This window comes from Pseudomonas sp. KU43P, assembly GCF_033095865.1.
In the GTDB taxonomy this organism is placed as follows: domain Bacteria; phylum Pseudomonadota; class Gammaproteobacteria; order Pseudomonadales; family Pseudomonadaceae; genus Aquipseudomonas.
The window spans coordinates 4480810-4504317 of record NZ_AP019365.1 but is presented as its reverse complement, the minus strand read 5'-3'; the positions used below and the strand labels follow the sequence as shown (position 1 = coordinate 4504317).

Sequence of the window (23508 nt, the reverse complement as noted above, 5' to 3'; positions counted from 1 at the left end):
TGTGGTGTCTGAACTTGCGCGCACTAAGATCAAAAGCAAAGGCAAAGGCAACAGTCGAAAGTGGGAGTTGGTTTTTTAGTGAGGGTGCACTGTTAACGCCACCAGTCGAACCACGACGGGCCTGACCATCAGCACACAAACGAACGCCACGGGCATCGCCAATTGGTACGCCTTGATCACATTGCTCAAATAGTGTGCGTCCACGCCAGCATTGGCGGCTGTGATCACGAAGCACATCAGCAATGCCATGATCGACGACATGTAGAACGCAAAAACGTAAGGCGTGGCGCTGTGCCGTAACTTGCGCCGGCTAGGCGAGTGGGAGAGGTTGCTCATGCGAACTCCTGAAAAATGACCGGAGGCGCAGGTTAGCAACGCAATGGCCGATGCCTGTAGACCGGTAAAGGTGAGTTCTTTATAAAGAGATTCTTACGAATCGAAGGCCTCGCCATGGACCTGCTCAACGCCATTCGCAGCTTCATCAAGGTGGTAGAAGCCGGCAGCATCGCCGCAGGAGCCCGTAACCTCGGCCTCAGCCCGGCAGCAGTCAGCCAGAACCTCGCACGGCTCGAAAGCCACCTGCAGGTACGCCTGCTCAGCCGCACCACCCGAAGCATGGCCCTGACCCCAGCCGGTGCGCTGTACTACGAACGTGTCCGGCATGTAGAACGTGACCTGCTCCACGCCGAGCAAGCCATCACCACGCCTGACAGCGAACCACAAGGCCGCTTGTGCATCGCCTCGACCTCCGCCTTCGGCCGCCACGTGCTGGCGCCATTGATACCGGCCTTCAGCGCCCGCTACCCATTGGTTTCGATAGAATTGGTAACGACTGATCGACGCGTCAATCACGCCCGTGAAGACGTCGACATCAGCCTGCGTATCACCCCGCAACTCGAAGATCACCTGCTGGCGCGACACATCGCACGCATCCCGTTCATCTGCTGCGCATCCCCAGGCTACCTCGCACAGGCGGGCCTGCCAGCCACCCCCGAGGCATTGCGCGAGCACCGCTGCCTGGTGTTCCGCTACCCGGTGGATGGTCGATTCCTGCGCTGGGGCTTCATGCGTGATGGCCTGCGATTCGATGCGGAATTCGGCACGGTACTGATCAGCGACGACATCGATGCCCTGACCCAGATGGCGCTCAACGATGGCGGCATCACCCGCCTTGCCGAGTTCGTGGTGAAGCCCCACTTGGCTACAGGCGCATTGGTACCCTTGTTCGAGTACAGCGAGCATGGGCAGGCCTACGCCCAGACCGAACCGATGGATATCTACCTGTGCCTGGCAGACCGTTTTGCCCTGACACCAAAGGTCCGCGCCTTCATGGACTACCTGCGTGACGCACTGGGCGACACCTGGCAGGTCCAGGCGTGAAAAAACCGCCACGAGGGCGGTTTTTCACGAAGCTGGTACGAATCAGAAGCGGTAGGTGAGGGAAGCACCAATACCGTGAGCGCTGTTCTCGTACTTGGCCTGGTAGCTGCCTTTCAAGGCACCTTCGGTCGGCGAGCTTGGCTGGTTGTTGACCTTGGTGTCTTCTTCCCACAGGTAGGAATAGGCAACATCAATGGTCATGTCGTCGTTCGGGCTCCAGCCGGCACCAAAGCTGACCGCTTTGCGGTCGCCGGTAGGAATGCGCGGCGAACGGTCGTGGTTGTTGGTAGGCGACTGGTCGACGGAGAAGCCTGCGCGCAGTGTCCACTCCTTGTTCACCTTATAGGCGGCACCAATGGCGTGAGCCCAGGTGTCATGCCAGTTCTGCTCTTCGGTGATGGTCTGCAGCGGGTAACCTGCCGGCGCATCGTTCTTGACGGTGATGTTTTCCAGGCGGCTCCAACGGGTCCAGGTGCTACCCGCATACAGCGTCCAGTTGTCATCGAGCTCGTGAGTGACCGAGAGGTCCACGGACTCCGGCGTCTTGATCTTCAGGCTGGCGTCAAATTTGCCGCTCAGGCCGAGCGCCGGAATCGGGTAGGAAACTCGTGTATCGCCTTCGAGCTTGTAGTCGACCATGGAGTGGTAAGTCAGACCAAGGCGGGTACGGTCGGTGGCTTGAACCAGAACACCGATGTTGTAACCGATAGCAGTGTCGTCGCCTTTGATCTTGACTTCACCATCCGGGCCGTTAGGGCCCAGGAAGGCCTTGCTGGCCAGGTTCGAGCCCAGTTCACCCTTGATACGGTTGATGGTGGGGCCGAAACCGATCGATACCTTGTCGTTGAATGCGTAGCTGATGGTTGGCTGGAAGGTCACAACCTCGACCTTGCTCTTCTTGCCCCAGTAGCGTGCGGCGTCATCGCTGCCGTAGTCGGTAATCAGGCCGTATGGCACGTAAACGCCGAAACCTACACTCCAGTGGTCGTCGATCGGCTTCACGTAGTAGCCCATCGGCACGCCAACGTTCGGCACCATATCTCCGTCGGTTTCCCCCCCGAAATTGCTACCGGGACCCGAGATATCGGTTTTCGCGATGACGGCTGCGCCACCCACGGTGACCTGTTCGCGCTTCAGGCGCGACATGCCGGCAGGGTTGCCATACACGGTGCTGGCGTCTTCGGCAGAAGATGAACGACCCGCAAAACCGGTACCCATGCCGCTGATGCTCTGTTCGTTGAGGGCAAAGCCGGCAGCGAACAGTTGGCTGGAAGCGAGGGCAACGGCTACGCCGAGGGAGGTTTTGAGCATTGCTTTTTTCATTATTAGAAACTCCTTGGGATCTCCGGGGCGAAAAGCTACCAACAAATCACGCGCCGCGCTATAGCCTGAATCACAGGAGATAGAGCGGTTTTGTAGGACAATCCGACCAAAATTCCTTTTTTTCCGGTAAAACTGTAGGACACGTCTCAAGATGCCTCTGGCAATTTCCGAGTAATGCACATATGCCAGGCCTGGGTGAAGTCGCGTAGGCGACCTTGCGGATGAAAGATCTGACGCCAGATGCGCGCCTGGCCCAAGAGGTCATCGGCGGCAGGCAGCTCGGTAGCCTGGGCTTCGATGAGCATCCAGGCAATAGCGGTGGAGTAGCGCAGGTTGACCGTGAGTTCCAGGTGCGGGCCCCCGAGGAAGGCGTGCTGGCTGGCCAGGCCGCGTACCAGGCTTGCCAGCTCGGGGTCACGGGCGAGGAAATCGTCCCATACCGCCTGGTGTCGGCTTTCGCCAATGCGATAAAGGCCGTGGCCGCGGCGGTCGTGCAAGGCCGAGCCGAGCGCCGACTGGCTGGCCGCAATGCCCAATAAAAGGGCTTCGGCACTGGCGCAATGACGATTCAGGTAGACCAGGGTTGGTCGGATCACATACTGACACAATTCATTCGCCGCGATACCCATGATGCCCTCGAGCAGTAAAGGGCCGACGGGCGCTGGAGCTTGGCAGCTGGTGAATGATCAGGCCCGCCGGAAGCGGTTCGGACCGCTCGAGTTGAAGTGTAGTGTGATAAGCGTGATGTAAAGAGCTGTTTTTAAATCGATTGCTGCCTGAGGTTCTAACCCATATGCCTTGCGGCAATTAGGCCAAGAACGATCAGGCAGCTTGCCTGGCGCGGCATTCAGCTCATGAATGCCAGCGTATTCGCCGCTCACGCGGTGAGCGACTGGCGCGTCCGGGCGATCACCGCTTGCAGTGGCTCCGAACGGCTGTACTGCTCGGGGTACAGGCGTTCGGTGTGGCAGGCGACGCCGTGTTCGTCTACCAAGGTGAAGCTGAAGTTGCCCTTGCGTGGGGCAGTGATAAGGCACTTCAACGGGGAGAAGGCCTGGGAGAGGGTGCCAATGGCAGCCTGAATCTGATGATGAGTTTGCATATTGTTGGAGGTTCCTGCTTTAAACACGGGCTTATGATCCGTGCATGATAGAAACGTTCCAGTGACGCCTTTATTAAGGGACGAACGAACCTGACTGGAACAGGGCAGCCAGAGAGAGCGCAATCAAATGTGGGCGCTTGGGCTGACTGGTAGGTACTTCAGAGGGCAGGCAGCATTCCGGGGCCAAGGTTCTAGGCCGTTCGGAATGGAATCCTGATCAATCTGTCACGTGATTCGTGCTTGAACAGCGCTGGGCTGGCGAGTGAATCATCGAAAGGGCCGGTCCTGGTTTCAGCAGTGATGCTCTTGGGGGGAGCAAGGGCTGCAAGGACGCTTCTGGCCAGAATTGACTTTCAGCTTGGTACTAACGAGGCGCACCTTACCGGAACGTTTGGGGCTTTGCAAGCCTTTCCAGGTTTCTTCAGGCGAGCCGCGCAGTATGGCGCTTCTTTGGCGTCGTGGGAAGAGGGGAAAATCGCCCGCAAATGGCCTGATGTGCCGATTTCGTGCATCCGATTGCGGGTTTTTGGTGCACTTGTGCACATTCGAGGCATGACTTGTAACAGCCTGGCAACAGCCCTGAAGACACTCGCCAATGCCTTGACTGGCCACTTAAGTCAATGAAAAAAAACACTAATTTTTACTGGTGAAAAAATCGTCAGTTTGAGCGCAAGCCCCATTTCATAGGGGTTTGCAGGGTCCTTTAGGGGGTTGTCCACCGAGTTATCCACAGGAACTGTGGATTGTCCCGAGCGCTTGCTCTAGGACGGGCGTGCCAGCAAATCAGGGAACTGTCTGACAATCGTCGGGCACCTGTCGACTCCTCAGTCAGCTGTTTGAAAACGTCAAGAAATGATCGGTGAATTTTTTTTTCAATACTCCAGAAATCGGAAGGTCATGCACCCAAAAAAAGGGTAGAGTGGCGCGCCTTTCGAGTTGCCCTCTCTGTTGCTCATGAAGTTTCGCGGTAAACACCTCGCCAGCCCTGACGTTTCGACGTCTGCTCTCACGACCAAACGCTTTTCATTGAAAGTGGCCCTTTGGCTGCTCGACAGCCCGCGCCTGGGCGACAAGCCTCAGGTCAAGCACCTGGCCGGCCGCTTGCTAAAGCAACCGGCGCGTCAGGGTGTGGTGGAGGCTCAGAGCCGGTTGGGGCAGATGCTGTGTCGAGACTGCGGCAATGCCCGCGACCGGCGCATCGGCCATGACCTGCTGCGCCAGGCGGCGCGGGCCGGGGACCGTCGGGCGCAGCTGGAGTACGCACGATTGTGCCAGGCCAGTGCGCCGGAGCAGGCACCCGACCAGGCAGGCTGATAAGCTGCACTCAATTTGCAACAGATCGATCGGGGTAAGCATGGCAGTGGATCTGACCAGCATTCTGCTGGGCTTGGTAGCAGGCGCCTTGCCGTGCTTGGGGTGGGTCATGCATGTGCAACGCCGCCAGGGCACCCGGCAAGGCGAACGCGCCTTGCTCGAAGAGCGCCTCAATGGCGCCCTGTTGGCCCAGGCAGGCCTGCAGGCGCAGCTTGAGGCATGCCGCGACGAGGTCAGCGACCTGAGCGAAGCCAATACCGTCAAGCAGACCCAGCTCGCCGCCCAGGGGCGTGAGCTGGAACTGCTGCAGATCGACCGCGACAACGCCCGCGATGCCGCCCACGCCTGGCACCTGGAACGTGCCAGCCGCGAAACCGAACTGCGCCGCCTGGAGGCCCAGACCGCGCGCCTGGAAGCCGAACTGCGCGAGCAGCAAGACAGCCACCAGCAGCGTCTGGAAGACCTGCAGGAAGCCCGCGATACCCTGCGCGCACAGTTCGCCGATCTGGCCACGAAAATCTTCGATGAGCGCGAGCAGCGTTTCGCCCAGACCAGCCAGCAGCATCTTGGCCAGTTGCTTGACCCGCTCAAGGAACGCATCCAGGCCTTTGAAAAGCGCGTCGAGGAAAGCTACCAGCAAGAGGCCCGCGAGCGGTTCTCCCTGGGCAAGGAGCTGGAACGCCTGCAGCAGCTCAACCTGCGCCTGTCCGACGAAGCCACCAACCTCACCCAGGCACTCAAGGGCCAGAAGACCCAGGGCAACTGGGGCGAACTGATCCTTGAGCGGGTGCTGGAACATGCGGGCCTTGAGAAGGGCCGCGAGTACCAGACCCAGGTCAGCCTGAAGAGCGCCGACGGCGAGCGTTTCCAGCCCGACGTGCTGATCATGCTGCCCGGCGACAAGCAGGTGGTGGTCGATGCCAAGGTCAGCCTTACCGCCTACCAGCAATTTGTCAGCAGCAATGACGAGAATGCCCTCAAACAGCACGTTCAGTCGCTGCGCAGCCACGTCAAAGGCTTGTCGAGCAAGGACTACAACCGCCTCGAAGGCCTGCACAGCCTGGATTTCGTGCTGCTGTTCGTGCCCATCGAGGCAGCATTTTCGGCGGCCCTGCAGGCCGAGCCGAACCTGTTCCAGGAAGCCTTCGACCGGCAGATCGTCATCGTCAGCCCGACCACCTTGCTGGCCACCTTGCGGGTGATCGACAGCCTGTGGAAGCAGGAGCGCCAGGGCCAGAACGCCCGCGAGATCGCCGAGCGCGCCGGCTGGCTGTACGACAAGTTCGTGCTGTTCATCCAGGACCTGGACGAGCTGGGCAGCCGCCTGCAGCAGGTCGACAAGGCCTACGCCGCAGCGCGCAACAAGTTGTGCGAAGGGCGTGGCAACCTGGTCAGCCGCAGCGAGCAGCTCAAGCTGCTCGGCGCCCGGGCCAGCAAGAGCCTGCCGGCCGACTTGCTGGAGCGGGCGTTGTCCGACGACGCACTGGCGGATGCAGTGCTTACTGCACCAGGCTCAGATGGCGATTGAGCAGGGCGCGCAGGGCCGCCGGCTTGACTGGCTTGGCCAGGTAATCCAGGCCCGCGGCATGCACTGTGGCCAGGGTTTCCTTGCTGCCGTCGGCACTGATCACAACGCCGGGTACCGGTTCACCCAGGCGTGCCCGTAGCCAGCCCATCAGCTCGGTGCCGGTTTCGCCGTCATCCAGGTGGTAGTCCACCAGCGCCAGGTGCGGGCGCATGCCCTTGGCCAGCAGCGCTTCGCATTCGGCGCGGTTGCGCGCCGTCCATACCTGGCAACCCCAGCGGCTGAGCAGGCTGTTCATGCCGATCAGGATGCTGTCTTCGTTGTCGATGCACAGCACCTGCAGGCCGGCCAGCGGCTGGCTGGCCTGTTCGACCGGCGCGCTTGGCACCGCGGCGGCCTGGCGGGCGATCGGCACGTTGACGCGAAACACCGTACCCTTGCCCGGCCATGAGCGTACTTCGAGACGATGGCCCAGCACCCGGCACAAGCCGTCGGCGATCGCCAGGCCCAGGCCCAGGCCCTTTTCGGCGCGGGTCTGGTGGCTGTCCAGGCGTTTGAACTCCTGAAAGATCACTTGCAGCTTGTCGTCGGCGATACCCGGGCCACGGTCCCAGACTTCCAGCCACAGGTGCTCGCCCTGGCGGCGCACGCCCAGCAGGATCGGGCTCTTGCCGTAGCGCAAGGCGTTGGTGAGGAAGTTCTGCAGCACTCGGCGCAGCAGTTTCATGTCGCTGTCGATGCGCAGGCGGCTGCCACGCAGGCGGAATTCCAGGCCTTTCTCCGCCGCCAGCACTTTGAACTCGGCGCCCAGCGTGTCGAACAGGTCGTTGAGGGCGAATGGCTTGGCATCCGGAGTGATCTTGCCGTTTTCCAGGCGCGAGATATCGAGCAGGTCGCTGATCAGCTCTTCGGCCGAGCGCAGCGAGCTGTCCATGTGCTGGACCAGTTGCTGGGCTTCTTCGTTCATGCCTTCGGCCTGCTGCGAGAGGGCGGCGGAGAACAGCCGTGCGGCATTGAGCGGTTGCATCAAGTCGTGGCTGACCGCCGCCAGGAAGCGCGTCTTGGACTTGCTGACAGCCTCGGCCTGGCTCTTGGCCTCCGACAGTGCCTGATTGAGCTGCGACAGCTCGTGGGTACGTTCGGCCACGCGCTGCTCCAAGCCTTCGTTGGAATCGCGCAGGGCCTGTTCGGCCTCGCGGAACGGGGTGATGTCGGTGAAGCTCATGACGAAACCGCCACCGGGCATCGGGTTGCCGATCAGCTCGATCACCCGGCCATTGGGGAATAGCCGCTCCGAGGAGTGCGCCCGGCCCTGACGCATCCAATGCAGGCGCCGGGCCACGTGCACCTGGGCTTCGCCTGGGCCGCACAGGCCGCGTTCGGCGTTGTAGCGGATGATGTCAGCGATCGGCCGGCCGACGCTGATCAGCCCGTCAGGGTAGTTGAACAGCTCCAGGTAACGGCGGTTCCAGGCCACCAGGTGCAGGTTCTGGTCGACCACGCTGATGCCCTGGTTGATGTTCTCGATGGCCCCTTGCAGCAGTGCGCGGTTGAACTGCAGCACCTCGCTGGCCTCGTCGGCGATGCGCACCACATCTTCAAGCTGCATGTCGCGGCCTTCGATCGCCGCCTTGACCACGGCGCGGGTCGAGGAGGTGCCCAGCACGCCGGCGAGTAGCCGCTCGGTGTGCTCGATCCAGTCGCCGTCGGCGTTCTGGTTGGGGTTGAAGCCCTTGCCCTGGCGGTAGGCGAAGCGGATGAAGCTCTGGCGTGCGCGCTCTTCACCGACGAAGCGCGAGGCGAGGGTCAGCAGGTCGTCGATCTGCACCGCCAGCAGCGGTTTGCTGCTCGGCCGGGCGCTGGTCTGCTGGCCAATGAAGCGGCCGGCCTGCCAGTGCTCCGACACGCGGGTGCGCGACAGCATCGAAACCCAGGCGAACAGCGTGAAGTTGCCGGCCAGCGACAGCACCACACCTTGGGTAAGGGGCGTGATGGGCAGGTTCAGCGGGTTGCCGTGCAGCCAGGCCAGGCCGGGGAACAGCTGCAGTGACCAGCCCAGGCTGTGCGCGGTGATTGGCAGCACCAGTGTATAGAACCAGAGGAAGATGCCTGCCGCGAGGCCTGCGAACACGCCACGGCGGTTGGCTTGCTTCCAGTACAGCGCCCCGAGCATGGCCGGAGTGAGCTGGGTGACGGCGGCGAAGGCGATCTGGCCGATGGTCGCCAGGCTCGCCGTGGAGCCGAGCAGGCGATAGCTGACGTAGGCCAGTAGCAGGATGACCACGATGGTCACCCGGCGCACCGACAGCATCCAGTGGCGGAAGGCCTCGAACGGTCGTTCGGCATTGTTGCGGCGCAGCAGCCACGGCAACAGCATGTCGTTGGACACCATGGTCGACAGCGCCACGGCCTCGACGATGACCATGCCGGTGGCAGCCGAGGCACCGCCAATGAAGGCCAGTAGCGCCAGGCTCGGGTGCGCTTCGGCCAGCGGCAGGCTGATCACGAAGGAGTCGGAAATCACCGTGCCGGGCAGCAGCATCTGCCCGGCCAGGGCGATGGGCACCACGAACAGCGCGGCCAGCGCCAGGTACATCGGGAATACCCAGCGCGCCAGGCGCATGTCCTGGGGTTCGATGTTCTCCACCACGGTGACGTGGAACTGCCGCGGCAAGCAGATGATCGCCATCATGGCCACGGCGGTCTGCACCACCATCGACGGCCAGTTGATGGTCTCCTGCCAGTAGCTGTCGAGCTGTACCGACTGGCGGGCCTGGGTGAACAGGTCGTCAAAGCCGTCGTACAGGTTGAACACCACGAACACGCCGACGGCGAGGAACGCCAGCAGCTTGATCATCGATTCGAAGGCAATCGCCAGGACCATGCCCCGGTGGTGTTCGGTGACGTCCAGGCTGCGCGTACCGAAGACGATGGCGAACAGTGCCAGCACCAGCGACACCACCAGCGCGGTGTCCTGTACTCGGGTGCCGGTGGCATCGGCATTGGCGCCGATCAGCAGATTGACGCCCAGCACGATGCCTTTGAGCTGCAGGGCGATGTAGGGCAGTACCCCGACCAGGCAGATCAGTGCCACCACCACGGCCAGAGTCTGCGACTTGCCGTAGCGTGCGGCGATGAAGTCGGCGATCGAGGTGATGTTCTGCTGCTTGCTGATCAGCACCATCTTCTGCAGCACCCAGGGCGCGAAGATCAGCAGCAGGATCGGGCCCAGGTAGATCGGCAGGAACGCCCAGAGCTGTTCGGCGGCCTGGCCGACCGCGCCGAAAAAGGTCCAGCTGGTGCAGTACACCGCCAGTGACAGGCTGTACACCCACGCACGCAGGCGCGGCGGCAACGGTGTGCTGCGGCGGTCGCCGTAGAAGGCGATGGCGAACATGATGGCCATATAGGCCAGGGCGACCACGGCGATCAGCCCGCTGGACAACGACATGAAAACTCCGGAGCAAAAAAGGTAACGCGGTCCCGATCAGTCAGTCTGGCACGCGGGCGCCGGTTCGTCAGTGCCGACGATGGTAGCAGTGGCGAGTCGTCGCAGTCTGTACCGGCCTCATCGCCGGCAAGCCGGCTCCCACAGGTACCCCACTCCAACTCAATGTGGGAGCCGGCTTGCCGGCGATAGGGCCGGTGCAGTCGACATCAGTCCTTGCGGGTACCCAGCCAATAGAACACCCCCGCCAGGATCACCGACATCACCAGCAGGTAGAAGATCACCCCCGGCCACCACTGCCCGAGGGCGAACCCGACCATCACCGGCCCCAGCGCCGCGCCCAGGTTGGACAGGTTCTGCGCCCCGTAATACACCCCGCGCAGGTGTTCCGGCGCAATCAGGTCGATGAACATGTACTCCGCTGGGATCACGATGATCTCGCCCAGGGTGAACACCAGCATGGCCAGGCACCAGGCCAGCACCGACCCCGCCAGCGAAAAGCCCAGCAACCCGGCAATGAACAGGGCCATGCCAGCCAGCAGCCAGGGCATCAGCCGCTGACGACTGATGCGCCTGCCGATCATGTACTGCAGGGCGATCACCGTCACGGCATTGGTGGTCACCAGGTAGCCTACCAGCCGCGCCGCCTCGCTGGCGCTGGTGGTCACCACCAGGTACTGCGACAGGTAGGCAGTGAACTGGCCGAACACCACGGCGCTGAGCACGCCGCCCAGGGTGAAGCACACCAGCCGCCGGTCGCCTGCCAGGCCCAGCGCCACCTGGACGAATCCCGCGCCCGTTTGCGCTGGCAGAGTCTGTAACGCGCGATCGCCCAGGCGCCAGTAGGCCAGGCACATGCCCAGGCCGATCAGTGCGGAGGCGACGAAGGGCAGGTGGTCGTCCAGCTCCAGCATGGCAACGCCCAGCAGCGGGCCAACGGCATAGCCGACATTGCTCAAGGTGTACTTGATGGCGAACACCTCGGCGCGCCGCTCCACCGGCAGCAGGGCACAGAAGCCGGCCTTGGCGGCGATGTCGACCACGGCCAGGGTCAGGTTGATCAGTACCAGGCACAGGAAGAACAGCAGCGCCGAACGGCTGGCGATGGCGGCGATGAAAGCCAGGGCGAACAGCAGCGTACTGGCGCTGATCAAGGTGTGGTTGTGCAAGGTATCGACCAGGTGCCCGCCATAGAGGCTGAGCAGCGAGGCGACGATCAGCGCGCCACCGATCAGCAAGCCGATGTGGCCGACCGAGAGCTGGAAGTTGTCGGCCAGATAGACCACCAGGTAGGGCAGGGTGAGGGCGCGGGCGAGGGTCAGGATGAAGGTGGCCAGCAGCAGTAGGCGCACGGGGCCAGGGTAGTGCTTGAGGGCGGCGAGCATTGCCACGTCCTTGTCATGGGCGGTTGCCAGGGGGCAAGCATAGGAGAGTCGGCGCCAGGTGTCGCCTGTGCAGCATTGACAGCCTGCGATCCAGCGGGAATGCTTTCGGGCACCTTCACATATAGATGTTTGCATGACAACTCGAGAGCGGCCCATGCCCCAACTGTCCGGTGACGCCAGACTTCCACGCTACCAATTGCTGCGTGATCACCTGCTCGCCCAGATCGCCAACAACCGCTGGCGCCCGGGCGAGGCCATCGCCACCGAGGCCGCCCTGGCCAGCGAATTCGAAATGTCCGTCGGCACTGTCCGCAAGGCCGTCGATGCGCTGGTTGCCGAAGGCGTGCTGGAGCGTCAGCAGGGCCGTGGTACGTTCATTCGGCGGCCGCAGTTCCATTCCTCGTTGTTCCGTTTCTTCCGCTTCGAGACCGCCAATGGTGAGCGGGTAATGCCCGACAGCCGCATTCTCTGCGTCGAGCCGGTGCCTGCACCCTCGGCAGCCGCCCACGCGCTGGGCGTGCCGGTGGGCGCTGATGCCATCCGCATCCTGCGCATTCGCCTGCTCGGCGCGCAGCCAGTGTTGGCTGAAGAAATCTGGCTGCCGCGCCACCTGTTCCAGCCATTGCTGGAAGTGGAGCTGAACCAGAAAGGGCCGCTGCTTTACCCCATCTACGAAGAACTGTGCGGCCAGGTAGTTGCCTTTGCCGAAGAGGTCCTTACCGCCGAAGCGGCGGATGAAGCCCATGCGCAGCTCTTGCAACTGCCTGTCGACAGCCCCGTGGTCGTCATCGAGCGCCTGGCCCGCGACTACGCGGGCAAGCCGCTGGAATGGCGTCGTTCGCGCGGCCATGCCCAGCACTTTCGCTACCGCGTCGACATCCGCTAACCCCTCCCGACAGCGTGCGCCCTGTTGAACGGGGCGCATGTGATCTCGTACCCCTCATCAACAGTGGATTGACAGCCCTGGTCGGCTGAATATAAGGTCATATATTCATATATATGACTAAATGTCTTGATAAAAACCGCGACGCACGACGCCGCCATAACAATCGACCAGGGTGATCGTTTCATGACCAGCCCCCATCTGCCAGCCATTACCGGCATCGATACCCATGCCCATATCTTTCGCCAGGACCTGCCGATGGTCCCGAACCGCCGTTACAGTCCGGCCTATGACGGTCTGATCGAGCAGTACCTGGCTCATCTGGACCGTTTCGGGCTGTCCCATGGCGTGCTTATCCAGCCCAGCTTCCTGGGTACCGACAACCGCTACATGCTCCAGGCCCTGCGCCGCCATCCCGAGCGCTTGCGCGCCGTGGTGGTGGTGGATGCCAGCATCAGCGACCAGGCGCTGGACGCGCTGGCCGAAGCCGGCGTGGTCGGCATTCGCCTGAACCTGGTGGGCAAGCAGCTTGCCGACTATGCCGGCCCTGAGTGGACGGCACTGTTCAAACGCCTGGCCGTGCGCGGTTGGCAGGTGGAGATTCAACGCGGTTTCGACGATCTGGCCCTGATCGTACCGGCCATTCTTGCTTGCGGTGTGGATGTGGTGGTCGACCACTTCGGCCTACCTGCCGGCGGCATCGACCCACGCAATGACAGCCACCGCACCTTCCTTCACTTGCTTGCCGAGCCAAAGCTGTGGCTGAAGTTGTCCGCGGCCTATCGCAGCCAGTCCGATCTGGCCAAGGGCTCAGTGCTGCTGGCCCAGCTGCGTGAGGCAGCCGGTGGGCTCGAACGTTTCCTGTGGGGCAGCGATTGGCCTCATACCCAGTACGAGCAGCAGACCGGCTACGCCGAGCAGTACGCCTTCTTCGAGGCATTGCTGCCTGACCCCGGCGAGCGCGCCCAGGTGCTGCGCGACAACCCTGCAAAGCTGTTCGGCTTCGACCGTTCCCGCTGATAATCCGATAACAACAACAGGACACTTTCACCATGATGAGCATGCTCGTCGTCGCGGCCATCGTTGCCGCCGTGGCCCTCGGCTACAAGACCAAGGTCAACATCGGCCTGTTCGCCATTGCCTTTGCCTACCTGATCGGCTGTTTCGGCATGGGCCTGAGCCCGTCGGAAGTCGTTGGCATGTGGCCCTTGAAGATCTTCTTCGTGATCTTCTCGGTCTGCCTGTTCTACAGCTTCGCCACCGTCAACGGCACCTTGGAGAAACTGGCAGAGCACCTGATCTACCGTTGCCGTGCGGTACCGCAACTGCTGCCATTCGCGGTGTTCTTCGCGGCCACTGTCATCGCAGCCATGGGGGCGGGCTACTACACCGTGCTGGCCTTCATGGCGCCCATCACCCTGCTGCTGTGCGAGCGTACCGGCATGAGCCTGATCGTCGGCGGCATGGCGGTGAACTACGGCGCACTGAGCGGCGCCAACTTCATGTCCAGCCAAAGCGGCATCATCTTCCGTGGTTTGATGACCAATGCCGGCGTGACTGACAACCAGGCCTTCATCAACGCCACTGGCATCTTCGTCAGTACCTTGTTGATCCCGCTGCTGGTGATTTCTGTGTTCGTCTTCCTCACCGGCCATGGCCGTGCGCTGAAAGCCTCGGCTTTCAGCGCCAGCGCTCCGGCACCGCTCAACAGCCAGCAGAAAACGACCTTGTGGCTGACCTTGGCGATGATGCTCATCGTGTTGGCCGCACCGGTGGCGAGCATCCTCCTGCCGGGCAACGCCACTGCGGCATTCATCAACGCGAAGATGGACATCGGGTTGATCGCCAGCATTTTCTCGGTCATCGCCTTGCTGCTGAAGCTGGGTGACGAGCGCAAGGCCATGGCCACCGTGCCCTGGGGCACGCTGATCATGATCTGCGGCGTGGGCATGCTGATTTCCGTGGCGATCAAGGCCGGTACCATCGACATTCTCGCGTCGTGGATCGGCAGCAGCATTCCGCCCATCCTGGTGCCCGTGGTGTTCGGCGCCGTTGCGGCGTTCATGTCGATCTTCTCCAGCACCCTCGGTGTGGTGACGCCGGCACTGTTCCCGATGGTGTTGCCGATTGCCAACAGCATGGGCATCGAACCGATGATCCTGTTCATTGCCATCGTTGCTGGTGCCCAAGCCACCTCGATCTCGCCATTCTCCTCGGGAGGCAGCCTGATCCTGGGATCCTGCAGCAATGAACAGCATCGGGTTTCACTGTTCCCGCAGTTGCTGTTCAAGGCGGCGCCCATCGGCTTCGTCGCGGCGCTGGCGTTCAATGTGGTGCTGACGTTCGTACTCTGAACCTGAGCTGAACACAAAAAAACCGCAGCCTGGCTGCGGTTTTTTTGTGTTCCCGTTATCCGTTAAACGCGGAACCGGCTGATCATCTGCTGCAACTGCCCGCCCAGTCGAGCCAGCTCAACGCTGGACGCCGAAGTCTGCTGGCTGGCCTCGGCCGTCTGTTCGGAAATGTCCCGCACCGCCACCACGCTGCGGCTGATCTCCTCGGCCACGGCGCTCTGTTGTTCCGAGGCCGCGGCAATCTGCTGGTTCATCAATTCGATCGCCGACACACGCTGAGTAATGCCTTCCAGGGCGACCCCCGCCTCTCGCACCAGGGCCACGCTGCTCTGGGTCAGGCTCTGGCTTTCTTCCATCAGTTCGCTCACCGAACGCGTACCGTCCTCCAGGCTGCCAATCGCCGATTCGATTTCCAGCGTCGATGCCTGGGTACGTTGCGCCAGGCTGCGCACTTCATCCGCCACCACGGCAAAACCACGCCCGGCTTCGCCGGCGCGGGCTGCTTCGATCGCGGCATTGAGTGCCAGCAGGTTGGTCTGCTCGGCCACCGCCTTGATCACGTCCATGACCTTACCGATGCGCTGGCTCTCGCTGCGCAGGGCGTCCATCGCCTCACCGGTGGCGTCCACCTGGCTGGCCAGCCGGCCGATCTGCGCCACGGCGCGGTTGACCACGCTGTCGCCTGCGCGGGCTTCATCGTCGGTGGCGCTGGCGGCTTGCGAGGCTTCAACGGCATTGCGCGCCACTTCATGCACGGTGGCGGCCATTTCCTGCATGGCGGTGGCCACCTGGTCGGTTTCCACTTTCTGATTGTTGGCACCGGCGCTGGTCTGTTCGGTAATCGCCGACAGCTCCTCCGTGGCGCTGGCAATCTGCGCAATGCCGTCGCGCACCTGGGCGATCAGTTCACGCAGGTTTCGGGTCATGCCTTGCAGGGCGTTCTGCAACTGGCCCACTTCGTCGCGGCGGGGGCTGGCGGGTTGTTCGCCGAGGTCGCCATCGGCGACCTGCTGCATGGCACGTAGGGCCTGGTGCAGCGGGCCGCTGATCTGCCGGGCGATGAGGGTGGCCGCAAGGATGCCCAGCAACAATGCCAGCAAGGTGGTGATGATCTGCAGGTTCCTGGCGAACTGGCTGTCGTTGGTCACCGACACGGCCTGGGCATCGAGCAGTTGGCCGATCAGGCCGTTGAGGGTAGCGATATCCCCGGCCATGGCATTGCGGTAACCCACCAGCTTGCTGACCTCGCGACGGAAAGTCTCGACCGCCTCGGCGTAGGCACGAATCTGGTGTTCAAGGACGTCGAACTGTGCGCTGTGGCTGCCATTGAACCTGGCCACCAGGGCAGGCAGGTCGTTCACGGTGGTGGCGATCTGCGCGTTCATCAGCTGTTCGGTGTCGGCGTTGGTGTTGCCGGTGTAGCCACGCACGTGGTAACGCAGCAGGATGAGGTTCTCGCGGACCTGATTGATGGCTTCGCTGCGCACGAAACGTTGCTCGGCATCGGGCAGGGCGCGTACCTGCTTGCGGATCTCGTCGATGCTGGCGAACGACCTTGTGGCCAGAATCCCCATTTCCTTTTGTGCCGTGCGCATCTTCTGATAGGCCTGGAAGCTCTGCGCCTGGTTGCCGGCATAGGCCTGCAGGGTCTGCTCGGCCTGGCCGACCAGGGCCTGGCTCTGCGGCTTGACCAGCACACCACGCAGCCTGGCCAGCGGCGCCTGGAATGCTTCCAGGGCAACCTGCAGCGCCGAGGCCTCGGTCTCCCCGCCATTGGCCATGGCATGGCGCAAGCGCGCCTCGCGCAGGTCGCCGAGGGCGTCGTTGAGGCGCGACACCTCGCTGACCACCTCGCTGCGCCGCACCAGGCTGCCCAGCCCGTTCCAGCCGATCAGCGATTGGGCCAGCGTCAGGCCCAGCACAAGGCCGAAACCGAGGAAAAGCTTGTGGGCGATCCTGAGGTCGCCGAACCAGGTAGACATAAACTGCAGAGCTCCTTTTCTTGTGCGTTGGAGGAGACCGAAGGTCTGTTCCTTTTATTAGATATAGTCATCTATATGAATTATCGGCAGGGGCATGAAAAACTGAACGAAGAATCGCTACGAGGTTGAGGGCTGGGGGTTTGCGACTTGCCAAGGCTGGACGTTCCCATGCAGATTTGTGGCTTGTTGCGGCCTGCGCGCCTCCAATTACAAAAGTCACTCAGGAACAAGGACGATGAGTCACCCCTCGCAATTCACCTTGCTCGGCAAGCGGCGGTTCCTGCCGTTCTTCATCACCCAGTTGCTGGGTGCCTTCAACGACAACCTGTTCAAGCAGTCGCTGATCCTGGCGATCCTGTTCAAGCTGAGCCTGGGCGACGGTGACCGTTCGATCTGGGTCAACCTCTGCGCCTTGTTGTTCATCCTGCCGTTCTTCCTGTTCTCGGCACTGGGCGGGCAGTTTGGCGAGAAATACGCCAAGGACGCGCTGATCCGTGTGATCAAGCTGGCCGAAATCGCCATCATGGCCGTCGGTGCGCTGGGTTTCGTCACCGGTCACCTGGCGCTGATGCTGGTGGCGCTGTTCGGCATGGGTACCCATTCGGCGCTGTTCGGCCCGGTAAAGTATTCGATCCTGCCCCAGGCCTTGCGTGAAGACGAGCTGGTCGGCGGCAACGGCCTGGTGGAGATGGGCACCTTCCTCGCCATCCTGGCCGGCACCATTGGTGCCGGGGTGATGATGGCAAGCAGCAGCTACGCCACGGTGGTGGCCGGCGGCGTGGTCGGTACTGCGGTGCTGGGTTACCTGGCCAGCCGCTGGATCCCGCGTGCGGCGGCGGCGTCGCCGGAGATGCGCCTGGACTGGAACATCTTCACCCAGTCCTGGACCATCCTGCGCATGGGCCTGGGGCAGACGCCTGCGGTGTCGCGTTCGATCGTCGGCAACTCGTGGTTCTGGTTCGTCGGTGCCATCTACCTCACCCAGATACCGGCCTACGCCAAGGACTGGTTGCACGGTGACAGCACCGTGGTGACGCTGGTGCTGACCCTGTTCTCGGTGGGTATCGCGCTGGGTTCGCTGCTGTGCGAACGCTTGAGCGGGCGCAAGGTGGAGATCGGCCTGGTGCCGTTCGGCTCGTTCGGCCTGACCCTGTTCGGCCTGCTGTGGTGGTGGCACTCGGGCGACGTGCCGGCGGCTGCAACCCCGCATGACTGGCTGACGCTGCTGGGCATGAGCCACGCCTGGTGGATTCTGCTGTCGATCGTTGGCCTGGGCGTGTTCGGCGGCTTCTATATCGTGCCGCTGTACGCCCTGATCCAGGCACGCACGGCCGAAAACGAGCGTGCCCGCGTAATCGCCGCCAACAACATCCTCAATGCCTTGTTCATGGTGGTTTCCGCCATCATCACCATCGTCCTGCTGGGTGTGGCCGAGTTGAGCATTCCGCAGTTGTTCCTGGTGGTGTCGCTGCTCAATGTGCTGGTCAACGCCTACATCTTCAGGATCGTGCCTGAATTCACCATGCGCTTCCTGATCTGGCTGCTCAGCCATTCGATGTACCGCGTGGAGCATCGCGACCTGGAGCGCATCCCCGACGAAGGCGCGGCGTTGCTGGTGTGCAACCACGTGTCGTTCGTCGATGCGCTGTTGCTGGGTGGGGCGATTCGTCGGCCGATCCGTTTCGTCATGTACTACAAGATCTACAACCTGCCGGTGCTCAACTTCGTGTTCCGTACGGCTGGCGCCATCCCGATTGCCGGGCGCAACGAAGACCAGGCCACCTACGAGCGTGCCTTCGCCCGCATCGCCGAGTACCTGGCGGCGGGGGAGGTGGTGTGTATCTTCCCGGAAGGCAAGCTGACCGGTGACGGTGAGATCGATGTGTTCAAGGGAGGCGTGAGCCGCATTCTCGAAGAAACCCCGGTGCCGGTGATTCCGCTGGCGTTGCAGGGGCTGTGGGGCAGCTTCTTCAGCCGTGACCCAGGCAAGGGCTTTTTCAAGCGGCTGTGGTCGCGGGTGACCATCGTCGCAGGCACCGCCATTGCGGTTGAGGCGGCGCAACCGGAGGTGTTGCGTGAGCAGGTCAGCCGCCTGCGCGGCGACCTGCGTTAAGCGAGGGCCGTCAGCTGGCGCTGACCTTCAGGCCGACCAGGCCGGTGACGATCAGCGCCACGCTGGCCAGGCGTATCAGGGCCATGGATTCGCCGAACAGGATGATGCCGGCGATTACTGTGCCGACGGCACCGACACCGGTCCAGATGGCGTAGGCGGTGCCCAGCGGCAGCTCTTTCATGGCCAGCCCCAGCAGGCCCAAGCTGATGACCATGGCGCCAACGGTGAGGACAGTCGGGAGCGGGCGGGTGAAGCCGTCGGTGTACTTGAGGCCGACCGCCCAACCGACCTCGAACAGGCCGGCGAAGAACAGGATGATCCAGGACATGTGTGAGTCTCCATCGTTTGAATGATGGGGCCGTCCCCGGAAATGGTCACGCGGTGCGTCGTGAGGTCGTCCTCACAGTGGGCGTTATAGTGCACATTTACCGGTTTTGCGGCAAGTTTCAGCGGCCCCATCGCCGGCAAGCCGGCTCCCACAGGCTCATCGCAGCCATTGACTCCTGTGCGCTACCTGCGGGAGCCGGCTCCCACAGGCTCATCGCAGCCATTGACTCCTGTGCGCTACCTGCGGGAGCCGGCTCCCACAGGCTCATCGCAGCCATTGACTCCTGTGCGCTACCTGCGGGAGCCGGCTCCCACAGGCTCATCGCAGCCATTGACTCCTGTGCGCTACCTGCGGGAGCCGGCTCCCACAGGCTCATCGCAGCCACTGACTCCTGTACGCTACCTGTGGGAGCCGGCTTGCCGGCGATAGGGCCCGAACAGCCAACTCAATGACGAGCTACTTCGCCGATCTCAGCCTCGGACGAAGGCGCTTCCATCCGCCGGAAGCAGGTCGAAAGCAGTGCCCCGGAAATGTTGTGCCAAACGCTGAACAGCGCACTGGGCACCGCCGCCAGCGGCGAGAAATGCGCCGCAGCCAAGGCAGCCCCGAGCCCCGAATTCTGCATCCCCACCTCCAGCGCCAGCGACTTGCGCTGGGCCAGGGGCAGCTTGCAGAACTTACCGGTGAGGTAGCCCAGCAGGAAACCGAAACTGTTGTGCAGCACCACGACGGCCATGATCAGCAACCCCGATTCGGCGATCTTCGCCTGACTGGCCGCCACCACCGCGCAGACGATCATGACGATGCTCACCACCGACACCAGCGGCAGCACCTGCACCGCCGTCTGCACCCGCGCGCCGAGCAGGCGCTGGGCCACGACGCCGAGCACGATCGGCAGCATCACCAACTGCAGGATCGACCAGAACATGTCCATGAAGGACACTGGCAACCAGGCCGAAGCCAGGAACCAGATCAGCGCCGGCGTCAGCAGTGGCGCCAGCAGGGTGGTCACTGCAGCGATCGCCACCGCCAGCGCCAGGTCGCCCTTGGACAACCAGACCATCACGTTCGACGCCGTACCGCTCGGGCAGCAGCCGACCAGGATCACGCCCACGGCGATTTCCGCCGGCAGGTGGAACAGCTGGCAGAGCAGCCAGGCCACGCCTGGCATGATCACGAAGTGCGCCACCACCCCCAGCGCCACGCGCCAGGGTTGGCGGGCGAGGGCGGCGAAGTCGTCGAGCTTGAGGGTCAGGCCCATGCCGAACATCACCAGGCCCAGCAGCGGCACGATCGCCACCTTGAGGGCGATGAACCATTGCGGTTGCAGGAAGGCCAGGCAGGCGAACACCAGCACCCAGAGGGCGAAGGTGTTGCCGACGAAGCGGCTGAGGGCGGCAAGGGCGCGCATGGAGAATGTCCTTTTATAGTTGTTTCTCTGGGGCTTTCAGCGGCCCTGTCGCCGGCAAGCCGGCTCCCACAGGTAAAGTGCAAGCCTCAAGGGCAGTGCTATCCCTGTGGGAACCGGCTTGCCGGCGACAGGGCCTGTATCAGCTATTGCTTCAGACCCCTTGCGGAATCTCCTCGCCGCCCAGCGCCTCGAACAGCACCGGCAGGAACTCGCTGAAGGTCATCATCATCAGCAGGAAGCTGGCATCGAACTGCTGTGCGGCCTCATCGCCGCCATCCTGCTCGGCCTGCTCCTGCAGCAGCTCTTCGAACTTCAGGCGCTTGATCACCATCTTGTCGTCGAGCACGAACGACAGCTTGTCCTGCCAGGCCAAGGCCAGCTGGGTGACCACCTTGCCGGTGCTCAGGTGCAGCTGGATTTCCTCGCCGGTCAGGTCCTGGCGCTTGCAACGCACGATGCCGCCGTCTTCGGCGGTGTCACGCAGTTCGCACTCGTCCAGTACATAGAAGCCTTCGGCAGCCTGTTGCGACTTGACCCAATCGGTCATGGTCGCGGTCGGGGCGATCTTCACGGTGGCCGGGCGCACCGGCAGCGAGCCCATGACTTCGCGCAGGGTCGACAGCAGGTCTTCGGCGCGCTTGGCGCTGGCCGAGTTGACCAGGATCATGCCCAGGCGCGGGGCGATGGCGGCGAAGATCATCGAGCGGCGGATGAACGCACGCGGCAGGAAGGCCTGGATGATCTCGTCCTTGATCTGGTCGCGTTCCTTCTTGTAGACCTTGCGCATCTGCTCGGTCTCGATCTCTTCGACCTTTTCCTTCACCGCGTCGTTGACCACGCTGCTGGGCAGGATGCGTTCTTCCTTGCGTGCTGCAATCAGCAGGAACTCGCCGCTAACGTGCACCAGGGGCGCGTCTTCGCCCTTGCCGAACGGTGCGATGAAGCCGTAGGTGGTCAGCTCCTGGCTGGCGCATGGGCGGGCCGGCTTGCTGGCCAGGGCGGCTTCCAGTGCTTCAGCCTCGAAGGGGACATCCTGGGTCAGGCGGTAGGTCAGCAGGTTCTTGAACCACATGGGGGGCAATCTCTCCTTAAGGCATAAGGCGGGCATTATTCTCCGAGCAGCCGCTCCAGGCCAGCCCTGTCATAGGGCCAGTAGCTTTAATAGAGGGAATGAAATCGACGGCGAAGCTAGGTTATTGAAAGGCCTAAGATTTTTTTTTAAAAATTTGAAAAAAGTGCTTGCCAGGGTAATGGGCCCTCCGTAGAATGCGCGCCACACCGAGACGAAGGGTGATTAGCTCAGCCGGGAGAGCATCTGCCTTACAAGCAGAGGGTCGGCGGTTCGATCCCGTCATCACCCACCACTCGATGTATAGCGCAGCGGTAGTTCAGTCGGTTAGAATACCGGCCTGTCACGCCGGGGGTCGCGGGTTCGAGTCCCGTCCGCTGCGCCATATTCCACTTCCAGGGCCCACTGAACACCCGGAAGTAACAGAGAAAGCGACCTTAGGGTCGCTTTTTTTGTTTCTGCATTTTGAAGTCCGTCGAGCGTGAAAAAAGTTACGCAGACTGCTTGCGGGAATGTTGAATCCTCCGTAGAATGCGCGCCTCACCGAGACGAAGGGTGATTAGCTCAGCCGGGAGAGCATCTGCCTTACAAGCAGAGGGTCGGCGGTTCGATCCCGTCATCACCCACCACTCGTTGATTAGCGCAGCGGTAGTTCAGTCGGTTAGAATACCGGCCTGTCACGCCGGGGGTCGCGGGTTCGAGTCCCGTCCGCTGCGCCATATTCCGCTTCCAGGGCCCACTGAACACCCGGAAGCAACAAAGAAAGCGACCCTAAGGTCGCTTTTTTTGTTTCTGCACTGCGTACCTGTAGGAGTCGGCTTGCCGGCGATTGGGCTGCAAAGCAGCCCCGCCCATCTCAGCGGTTACGCTCTTCTTCGCGCAAGGTCAGCACTTCGACCCCATCCTCGGTCACCGCCACCGTATGCTCCCACTGCGCCGACAGGCTGTGGTCGCGGGTAATCACCGTCCAGCCATCGCGCAGCTCCCGCGTCCCACGGCCACCCTGGTTGATCATCGGCTCGATGGTGAAGACCATTCCTGGTTTCAACTTCATGCCCATCCCACGCTGGCCGAAATGCAGCACCTCGGGGCCTTCATGCATCTGCTGGCCGATGCCGTGCCCGCAATATTCGCGTACCACGCTGTAGCCTGCCGTTTCGGCATGGGTCTGGATGGCGTGGCCGATGTCGCCCAGCGTCGCGCCTGGGCGTACTTGGGCGATGCCTTTCCACAAGGCTTCATAGGTGGTGTCGACCAGGCGCCGAGCCTCGTCGCTGATCTGCCCAATGCTGTACATCTTCGACGAGTCGGCAATGTAGCCGCCCTGTTCCAGGGTAATGTCGACGTTGATGATCGAACCTTCCTGCAGCACTTCGTCCACCTTGGGCATGCCGTGACACACCACATGGTCTACCGAGGTGTTGAGCGAATACGGGAAGCCATACTGGCCCTTGCTGGCCGGGCGGGCCTTGAGCGTATCAACGATGAACGCCTCGGCGCGGTCGTTGATCTGCATCGTGGTCACGCCGGGGCGGATGAAGCTGTCGAGGTCGGCGAATACCTGGGCCAGTAGCCGGCCGGCATTGCGCATGAGGTCGAGTTGGGCGGGGGTCTTGAGGATCACCTGGGACATGGGGTGGGGGTAATGGCTCTTGCTGGAAATTGCTCCAGCATAGCGCCATGGGCACCGGGCCTGCCACCGCATGGTGCGCAGAGGCTTGTGGCCCTGTCGCCGGCAAGCCGGCTCCCACAGGTACAACGCAAACCTCAAACACCGTGATATTGCTGTGGGAGCCGGCTTGCCGGCGATAGGGCCCGTGCAGATGGCCCATTATTTGCTGAATGACTCCCATCTGGGCCGTCAACGTCGATCGCCCGCACATCTCACGAC

Annotated in this window: 17 protein-coding genes, 4 tRNA genes and 2 pseudogenes; 11 read left to right on the top strand and 12 right to left on the bottom strand. The window is 62.5% G+C overall.

What is annotated here, in order from left to right; translation table 11 throughout:
• Window positions 1-75 precede the first annotated feature (75 nt).
• The gene (locus tag KU43P_RS20590) at window positions 76-336 is read right to left on the bottom strand and encodes a DUF2798 domain-containing protein (RefSeq protein ID WP_317659268.1); all 261 of its coding nucleotides are present in this window, start codon (window positions 334-336) and stop codon (window positions 76-78) included.
• Window positions 337-450: 114 nt separating this feature from the next.
• Here KU43P_RS20590 and KU43P_RS20585 point away from each other — a divergent pair, with 114 nt between their 5' ends.
• Window positions 451-1380 carry a LysR family transcriptional regulator gene (locus tag KU43P_RS20585; RefSeq protein WP_317659267.1) on the top strand — a complete coding sequence of 310 codons (930 nt, stop codon included), beginning with the start codon at window positions 451-453 and terminating at the stop codon, window positions 1378-1380.
• 42 nt (window positions 1381-1422) lie between these two features.
• On the opposite strand, the gene KU43P_RS20580 is transcribed toward KU43P_RS20585, so the two are convergent.
• From KU43P_RS20580 to KU43P_RS20570, 3 genes are all read right to left on the bottom strand, one after another.
• On the bottom strand, window positions 1423-2703 hold the full coding sequence (locus KU43P_RS20580; RefSeq protein WP_317659266.1) for an OmpP1/FadL family transporter: 1281 nt from the start codon (window positions 2701-2703) through the stop codon (window positions 1423-1425).
• Window positions 2704-2849: 146 nt separating this feature from the next.
• On the bottom strand, window positions 2850-3332 hold the full coding sequence (locus KU43P_RS20575; RefSeq protein ID WP_317659265.1) for a hypothetical protein: 483 nt from the start codon (window positions 3330-3332) through the stop codon (window positions 2850-2852).
• A gap of 248 nt (window positions 3333-3580) precedes the next feature.
• The gene (locus KU43P_RS20570) at window positions 3581-3805 is read right to left on the bottom strand and encodes a hypothetical protein (protein WP_012313162.1); all 225 of its coding nucleotides are present in this window, start codon (window positions 3803-3805) and stop codon (window positions 3581-3583) included.
• Between the two features lie 954 nt (window positions 3806-4759).
• On the opposite strand from KU43P_RS20570, the pseudogene KU43P_RS20565 reads away from it, so the two are divergent.
• Together KU43P_RS20565 and rmuC are read left to right on the top strand one after the other, a co-directional pair.
• Window positions 4760-5101, top strand: a pseudogene (locus KU43P_RS20565) (sel1 repeat family protein); the annotation flags it as partial.
• Window positions 5102-5273: 172 nt separating this feature from the next.
• Complete coding sequence (gene rmuC / locus KU43P_RS20560) at window positions 5274-6647, top strand: DNA recombination protein RmuC (protein WP_317663876.1); 1374 nt, start codon at window positions 5274-5276, stop codon at window positions 6645-6647.
• Here the strand turns inward: rmuC and KU43P_RS20555 are convergent.
• Both KU43P_RS20555 and KU43P_RS20550 read right to left on the bottom strand, forming a co-directional pair.
• Window positions 6619-10095 (bottom strand): hybrid sensor histidine kinase/response regulator, encoded by a 3477-nt coding sequence (locus tag KU43P_RS20555; protein WP_317659264.1) that lies wholly within the window; start codon window positions 10093-10095, stop codon window positions 6619-6621. The genes rmuC and KU43P_RS20555 overlap by 29 nt on opposite strands.
• 206 nt (window positions 10096-10301) lie before the next feature.
• Window positions 10302-11477, bottom strand: a complete 1176-nt coding sequence (locus KU43P_RS20550; protein ID WP_317659263.1) for an MFS transporter — start codon at window positions 11475-11477, stop codon at window positions 10302-10304.
• Between the two features lie 154 nt (window positions 11478-11631).
• On the opposite strand from KU43P_RS20550, the gene KU43P_RS20545 reads away from it, so the two are divergent.
• The 3 genes from KU43P_RS20545 (at window position 11632) to KU43P_RS20535 (ending at window position 14714) form a co-directional block, all read left to right on the top strand.
• Window positions 11632-12363 carry a GntR family transcriptional regulator gene (locus KU43P_RS20545; RefSeq protein WP_317659262.1) on the top strand — a complete coding sequence of 244 codons (732 nt, stop codon included), beginning with the start codon at window positions 11632-11634 and terminating at the stop codon, window positions 12361-12363.
• Between the two features lie 183 nt (window positions 12364-12546).
• Window positions 12547-13380, top strand: a complete 834-nt coding sequence (locus tag KU43P_RS20540; protein ID WP_317659261.1) for an amidohydrolase family protein — start codon at window positions 12547-12549, stop codon at window positions 13378-13380.
• A 32-nt stretch (window positions 13381-13412) separates the two neighbouring features.
• Window positions 13413-14714, top strand: coding sequence for an SLC13 family permease (locus KU43P_RS20535; RefSeq protein ID WP_317659260.1), 1302 nt, complete (start codon window positions 13413-13415; stop codon window positions 14712-14714).
• A 62-nt stretch (window positions 14715-14776) separates the two neighbouring features.
• On the opposite strand, the gene KU43P_RS27125 is transcribed toward KU43P_RS20535, so the two are convergent.
• Both KU43P_RS27125 and KU43P_RS27120 read right to left on the bottom strand, forming a co-directional pair.
• Window positions 14777-15640: a methyl-accepting chemotaxis protein gene (locus KU43P_RS27125; protein ID WP_411567264.1), complete on the bottom strand. Its 864-nt coding sequence runs from the start codon at window positions 15638-15640 to the stop codon at window positions 14777-14779.
• Window positions 15632-16696, bottom strand: a pseudogene (locus tag KU43P_RS27120) (methyl-accepting chemotaxis protein); the annotation flags it as partial. The pseudogene KU43P_RS27120 and the gene KU43P_RS27125, both read right to left, overlap by 9 nt.
• A 235-nt stretch (window positions 16697-16931) precedes the next feature.
• Between KU43P_RS27120 and KU43P_RS20525 the strand changes: the two are divergent.
• Window positions 16932-18809 (top strand): MFS transporter, encoded by a 1878-nt coding sequence (locus tag KU43P_RS20525; protein WP_317659258.1) that lies wholly within the window; start codon window positions 16932-16934, stop codon window positions 18807-18809.
• A 10-nt stretch (window positions 18810-18819) separates the two neighbouring features.
• Here KU43P_RS20525 and sugE read toward each other — a convergent pair whose 3' ends face one another.
• From sugE to rdgC, 3 genes are all read right to left on the bottom strand, one after another.
• Window positions 18820-19137 (bottom strand): quaternary ammonium compound efflux SMR transporter SugE, encoded by a 318-nt coding sequence (sugE, locus tag KU43P_RS20520; protein WP_153784979.1) that lies wholly within the window; start codon window positions 19135-19137, stop codon window positions 18820-18822.
• 445 nt (window positions 19138-19582) lie between these two features.
• Window positions 19583-20548, bottom strand: a complete 966-nt coding sequence (locus tag KU43P_RS20515) for a bile acid:sodium symporter family protein (RefSeq protein ID WP_317659257.1) — start codon at window positions 20546-20548, stop codon at window positions 19583-19585.
• A gap of 151 nt (window positions 20549-20699) precedes the next feature.
• Entirely contained in the window at window positions 20700-21620 is a 921-nt protein-coding gene (gene rdgC / locus KU43P_RS20510) for a recombination-associated protein RdgC (RefSeq protein ID WP_317659256.1), read from the bottom strand.
• A gap of 216 nt (window positions 21621-21836) precedes the next feature.
• Here rdgC and KU43P_RS20505 point away from each other — a divergent pair.
• From KU43P_RS20505 to KU43P_RS20490, 4 genes are all read left to right on the top strand, one after another.
• Window positions 21837-21912: transfer RNA gene (locus KU43P_RS20505), tRNA-Val, on the top strand.
• Between the two features lie 13 nt (window positions 21913-21925).
• A tRNA-Asp gene (locus KU43P_RS20500) sits at window positions 21926-22002 on the top strand.
• Between the two features lie 168 nt (window positions 22003-22170).
• Window positions 22171-22246, top strand: a tRNA-Val gene (locus KU43P_RS20495).
• Between the two features lie 13 nt (window positions 22247-22259).
• Window positions 22260-22336: transfer RNA gene (locus KU43P_RS20490), tRNA-Asp, on the top strand.
• A 137-nt stretch (window positions 22337-22473) separates the two neighbouring features.
• Here KU43P_RS20490 and map read toward each other — a convergent pair.
• Window positions 22474-23322, bottom strand: coding sequence for a type I methionyl aminopeptidase (map, locus tag KU43P_RS20485; protein WP_317659255.1), 849 nt, complete (start codon window positions 23320-23322; stop codon window positions 22474-22476).
• Window positions 23323-23508 lie beyond the last annotated feature (186 nt).

What these genes read in the sequence shown, in the direction of transcription:
- rdgC (WP_317659256.1), bottom strand. Translation starts at nt 21,620, where the DNA reads ATGTGGTTCAAGAACCTGCTGACCTACCGCCTGACCCAGGATGTCCCC.
- KU43P_RS20550 (WP_317659263.1), bottom strand. Translation starts at nt 11,477, where the DNA reads ATGCTCGCCGCCCTCAAGCACTACCCTGGCCCCGTGCGCCTACTGCTG.
- KU43P_RS20535 (WP_317659260.1), top strand. Translation starts at nt 13,413, where the DNA reads ATGATGAGCATGCTCGTCGTCGCGGCCATCGTTGCCGCCGTGGCCCTC.
- KU43P_RS20515 (WP_317659257.1), bottom strand. Translation starts at nt 20,548, where the DNA reads ATGCGCGCCCTTGCCGCCCTCAGCCGCTTCGTCGGCAACACCTTCGCC.
- KU43P_RS20580 (WP_317659266.1), bottom strand. Translation starts at nt 2,703, where the DNA reads ATGAAAAAAGCAATGCTCAAAACCTCCCTCGGCGTAGCCGTTGCCCTC.
- KU43P_RS20540 (WP_317659261.1), top strand. Translation starts at nt 12,547, where the DNA reads ATGACCAGCCCCCATCTGCCAGCCATTACCGGCATCGATACCCATGCC.
- KU43P_RS20590 (WP_317659268.1), bottom strand. Translation starts at nt 336, where the DNA reads ATGAGCAACCTCTCCCACTCGCCTAGCCGGCGCAAGTTACGGCACAGC.
- sugE (WP_153784979.1), bottom strand. Translation starts at nt 19,137, where the DNA reads ATGTCCTGGATCATCCTGTTCTTCGCCGGCCTGTTCGAGGTCGGTTGG.
- KU43P_RS20525 (WP_317659258.1), top strand. Translation starts at nt 16,932, where the DNA reads ATGAGTCACCCCTCGCAATTCACCTTGCTCGGCAAGCGGCGGTTCCTG.
- KU43P_RS20585 (WP_317659267.1), top strand. Translation starts at nt 451, where the DNA reads ATGGACCTGCTCAACGCCATTCGCAGCTTCATCAAGGTGGTAGAAGCC.
- KU43P_RS20545 (WP_317659262.1), top strand. Translation starts at nt 11,632, where the DNA reads ATGCCCCAACTGTCCGGTGACGCCAGACTTCCACGCTACCAATTGCTG.
- KU43P_RS20575 (WP_317659265.1), bottom strand. Translation starts at nt 3,332, where the DNA reads ATGGGTATCGCGGCGAATGAATTGTGTCAGTATGTGATCCGACCAACC.
- KU43P_RS20570 (WP_012313162.1), bottom strand. Translation starts at nt 3,805, where the DNA reads ATGCAAACTCATCATCAGATTCAGGCTGCCATTGGCACCCTCTCCCAG.
- KU43P_RS27125 (WP_411567264.1), bottom strand. Translation starts at nt 15,640, where the DNA reads ATGACCCGAAACCTGCGTGAACTGATCGCCCAGGTGCGCGACGGCATT.
- KU43P_RS20555 (WP_317659264.1), bottom strand. Translation starts at nt 10,095, where the DNA reads ATGTCGTTGTCCAGCGGGCTGATCGCCGTGGTCGCCCTGGCCTATATG.
- map (WP_317659255.1), bottom strand. Translation starts at nt 23,322, where the DNA reads ATGCGGTGGCAGGCCCGGTGCCCATGGCGCTATGCTGGAGCAATTTCC.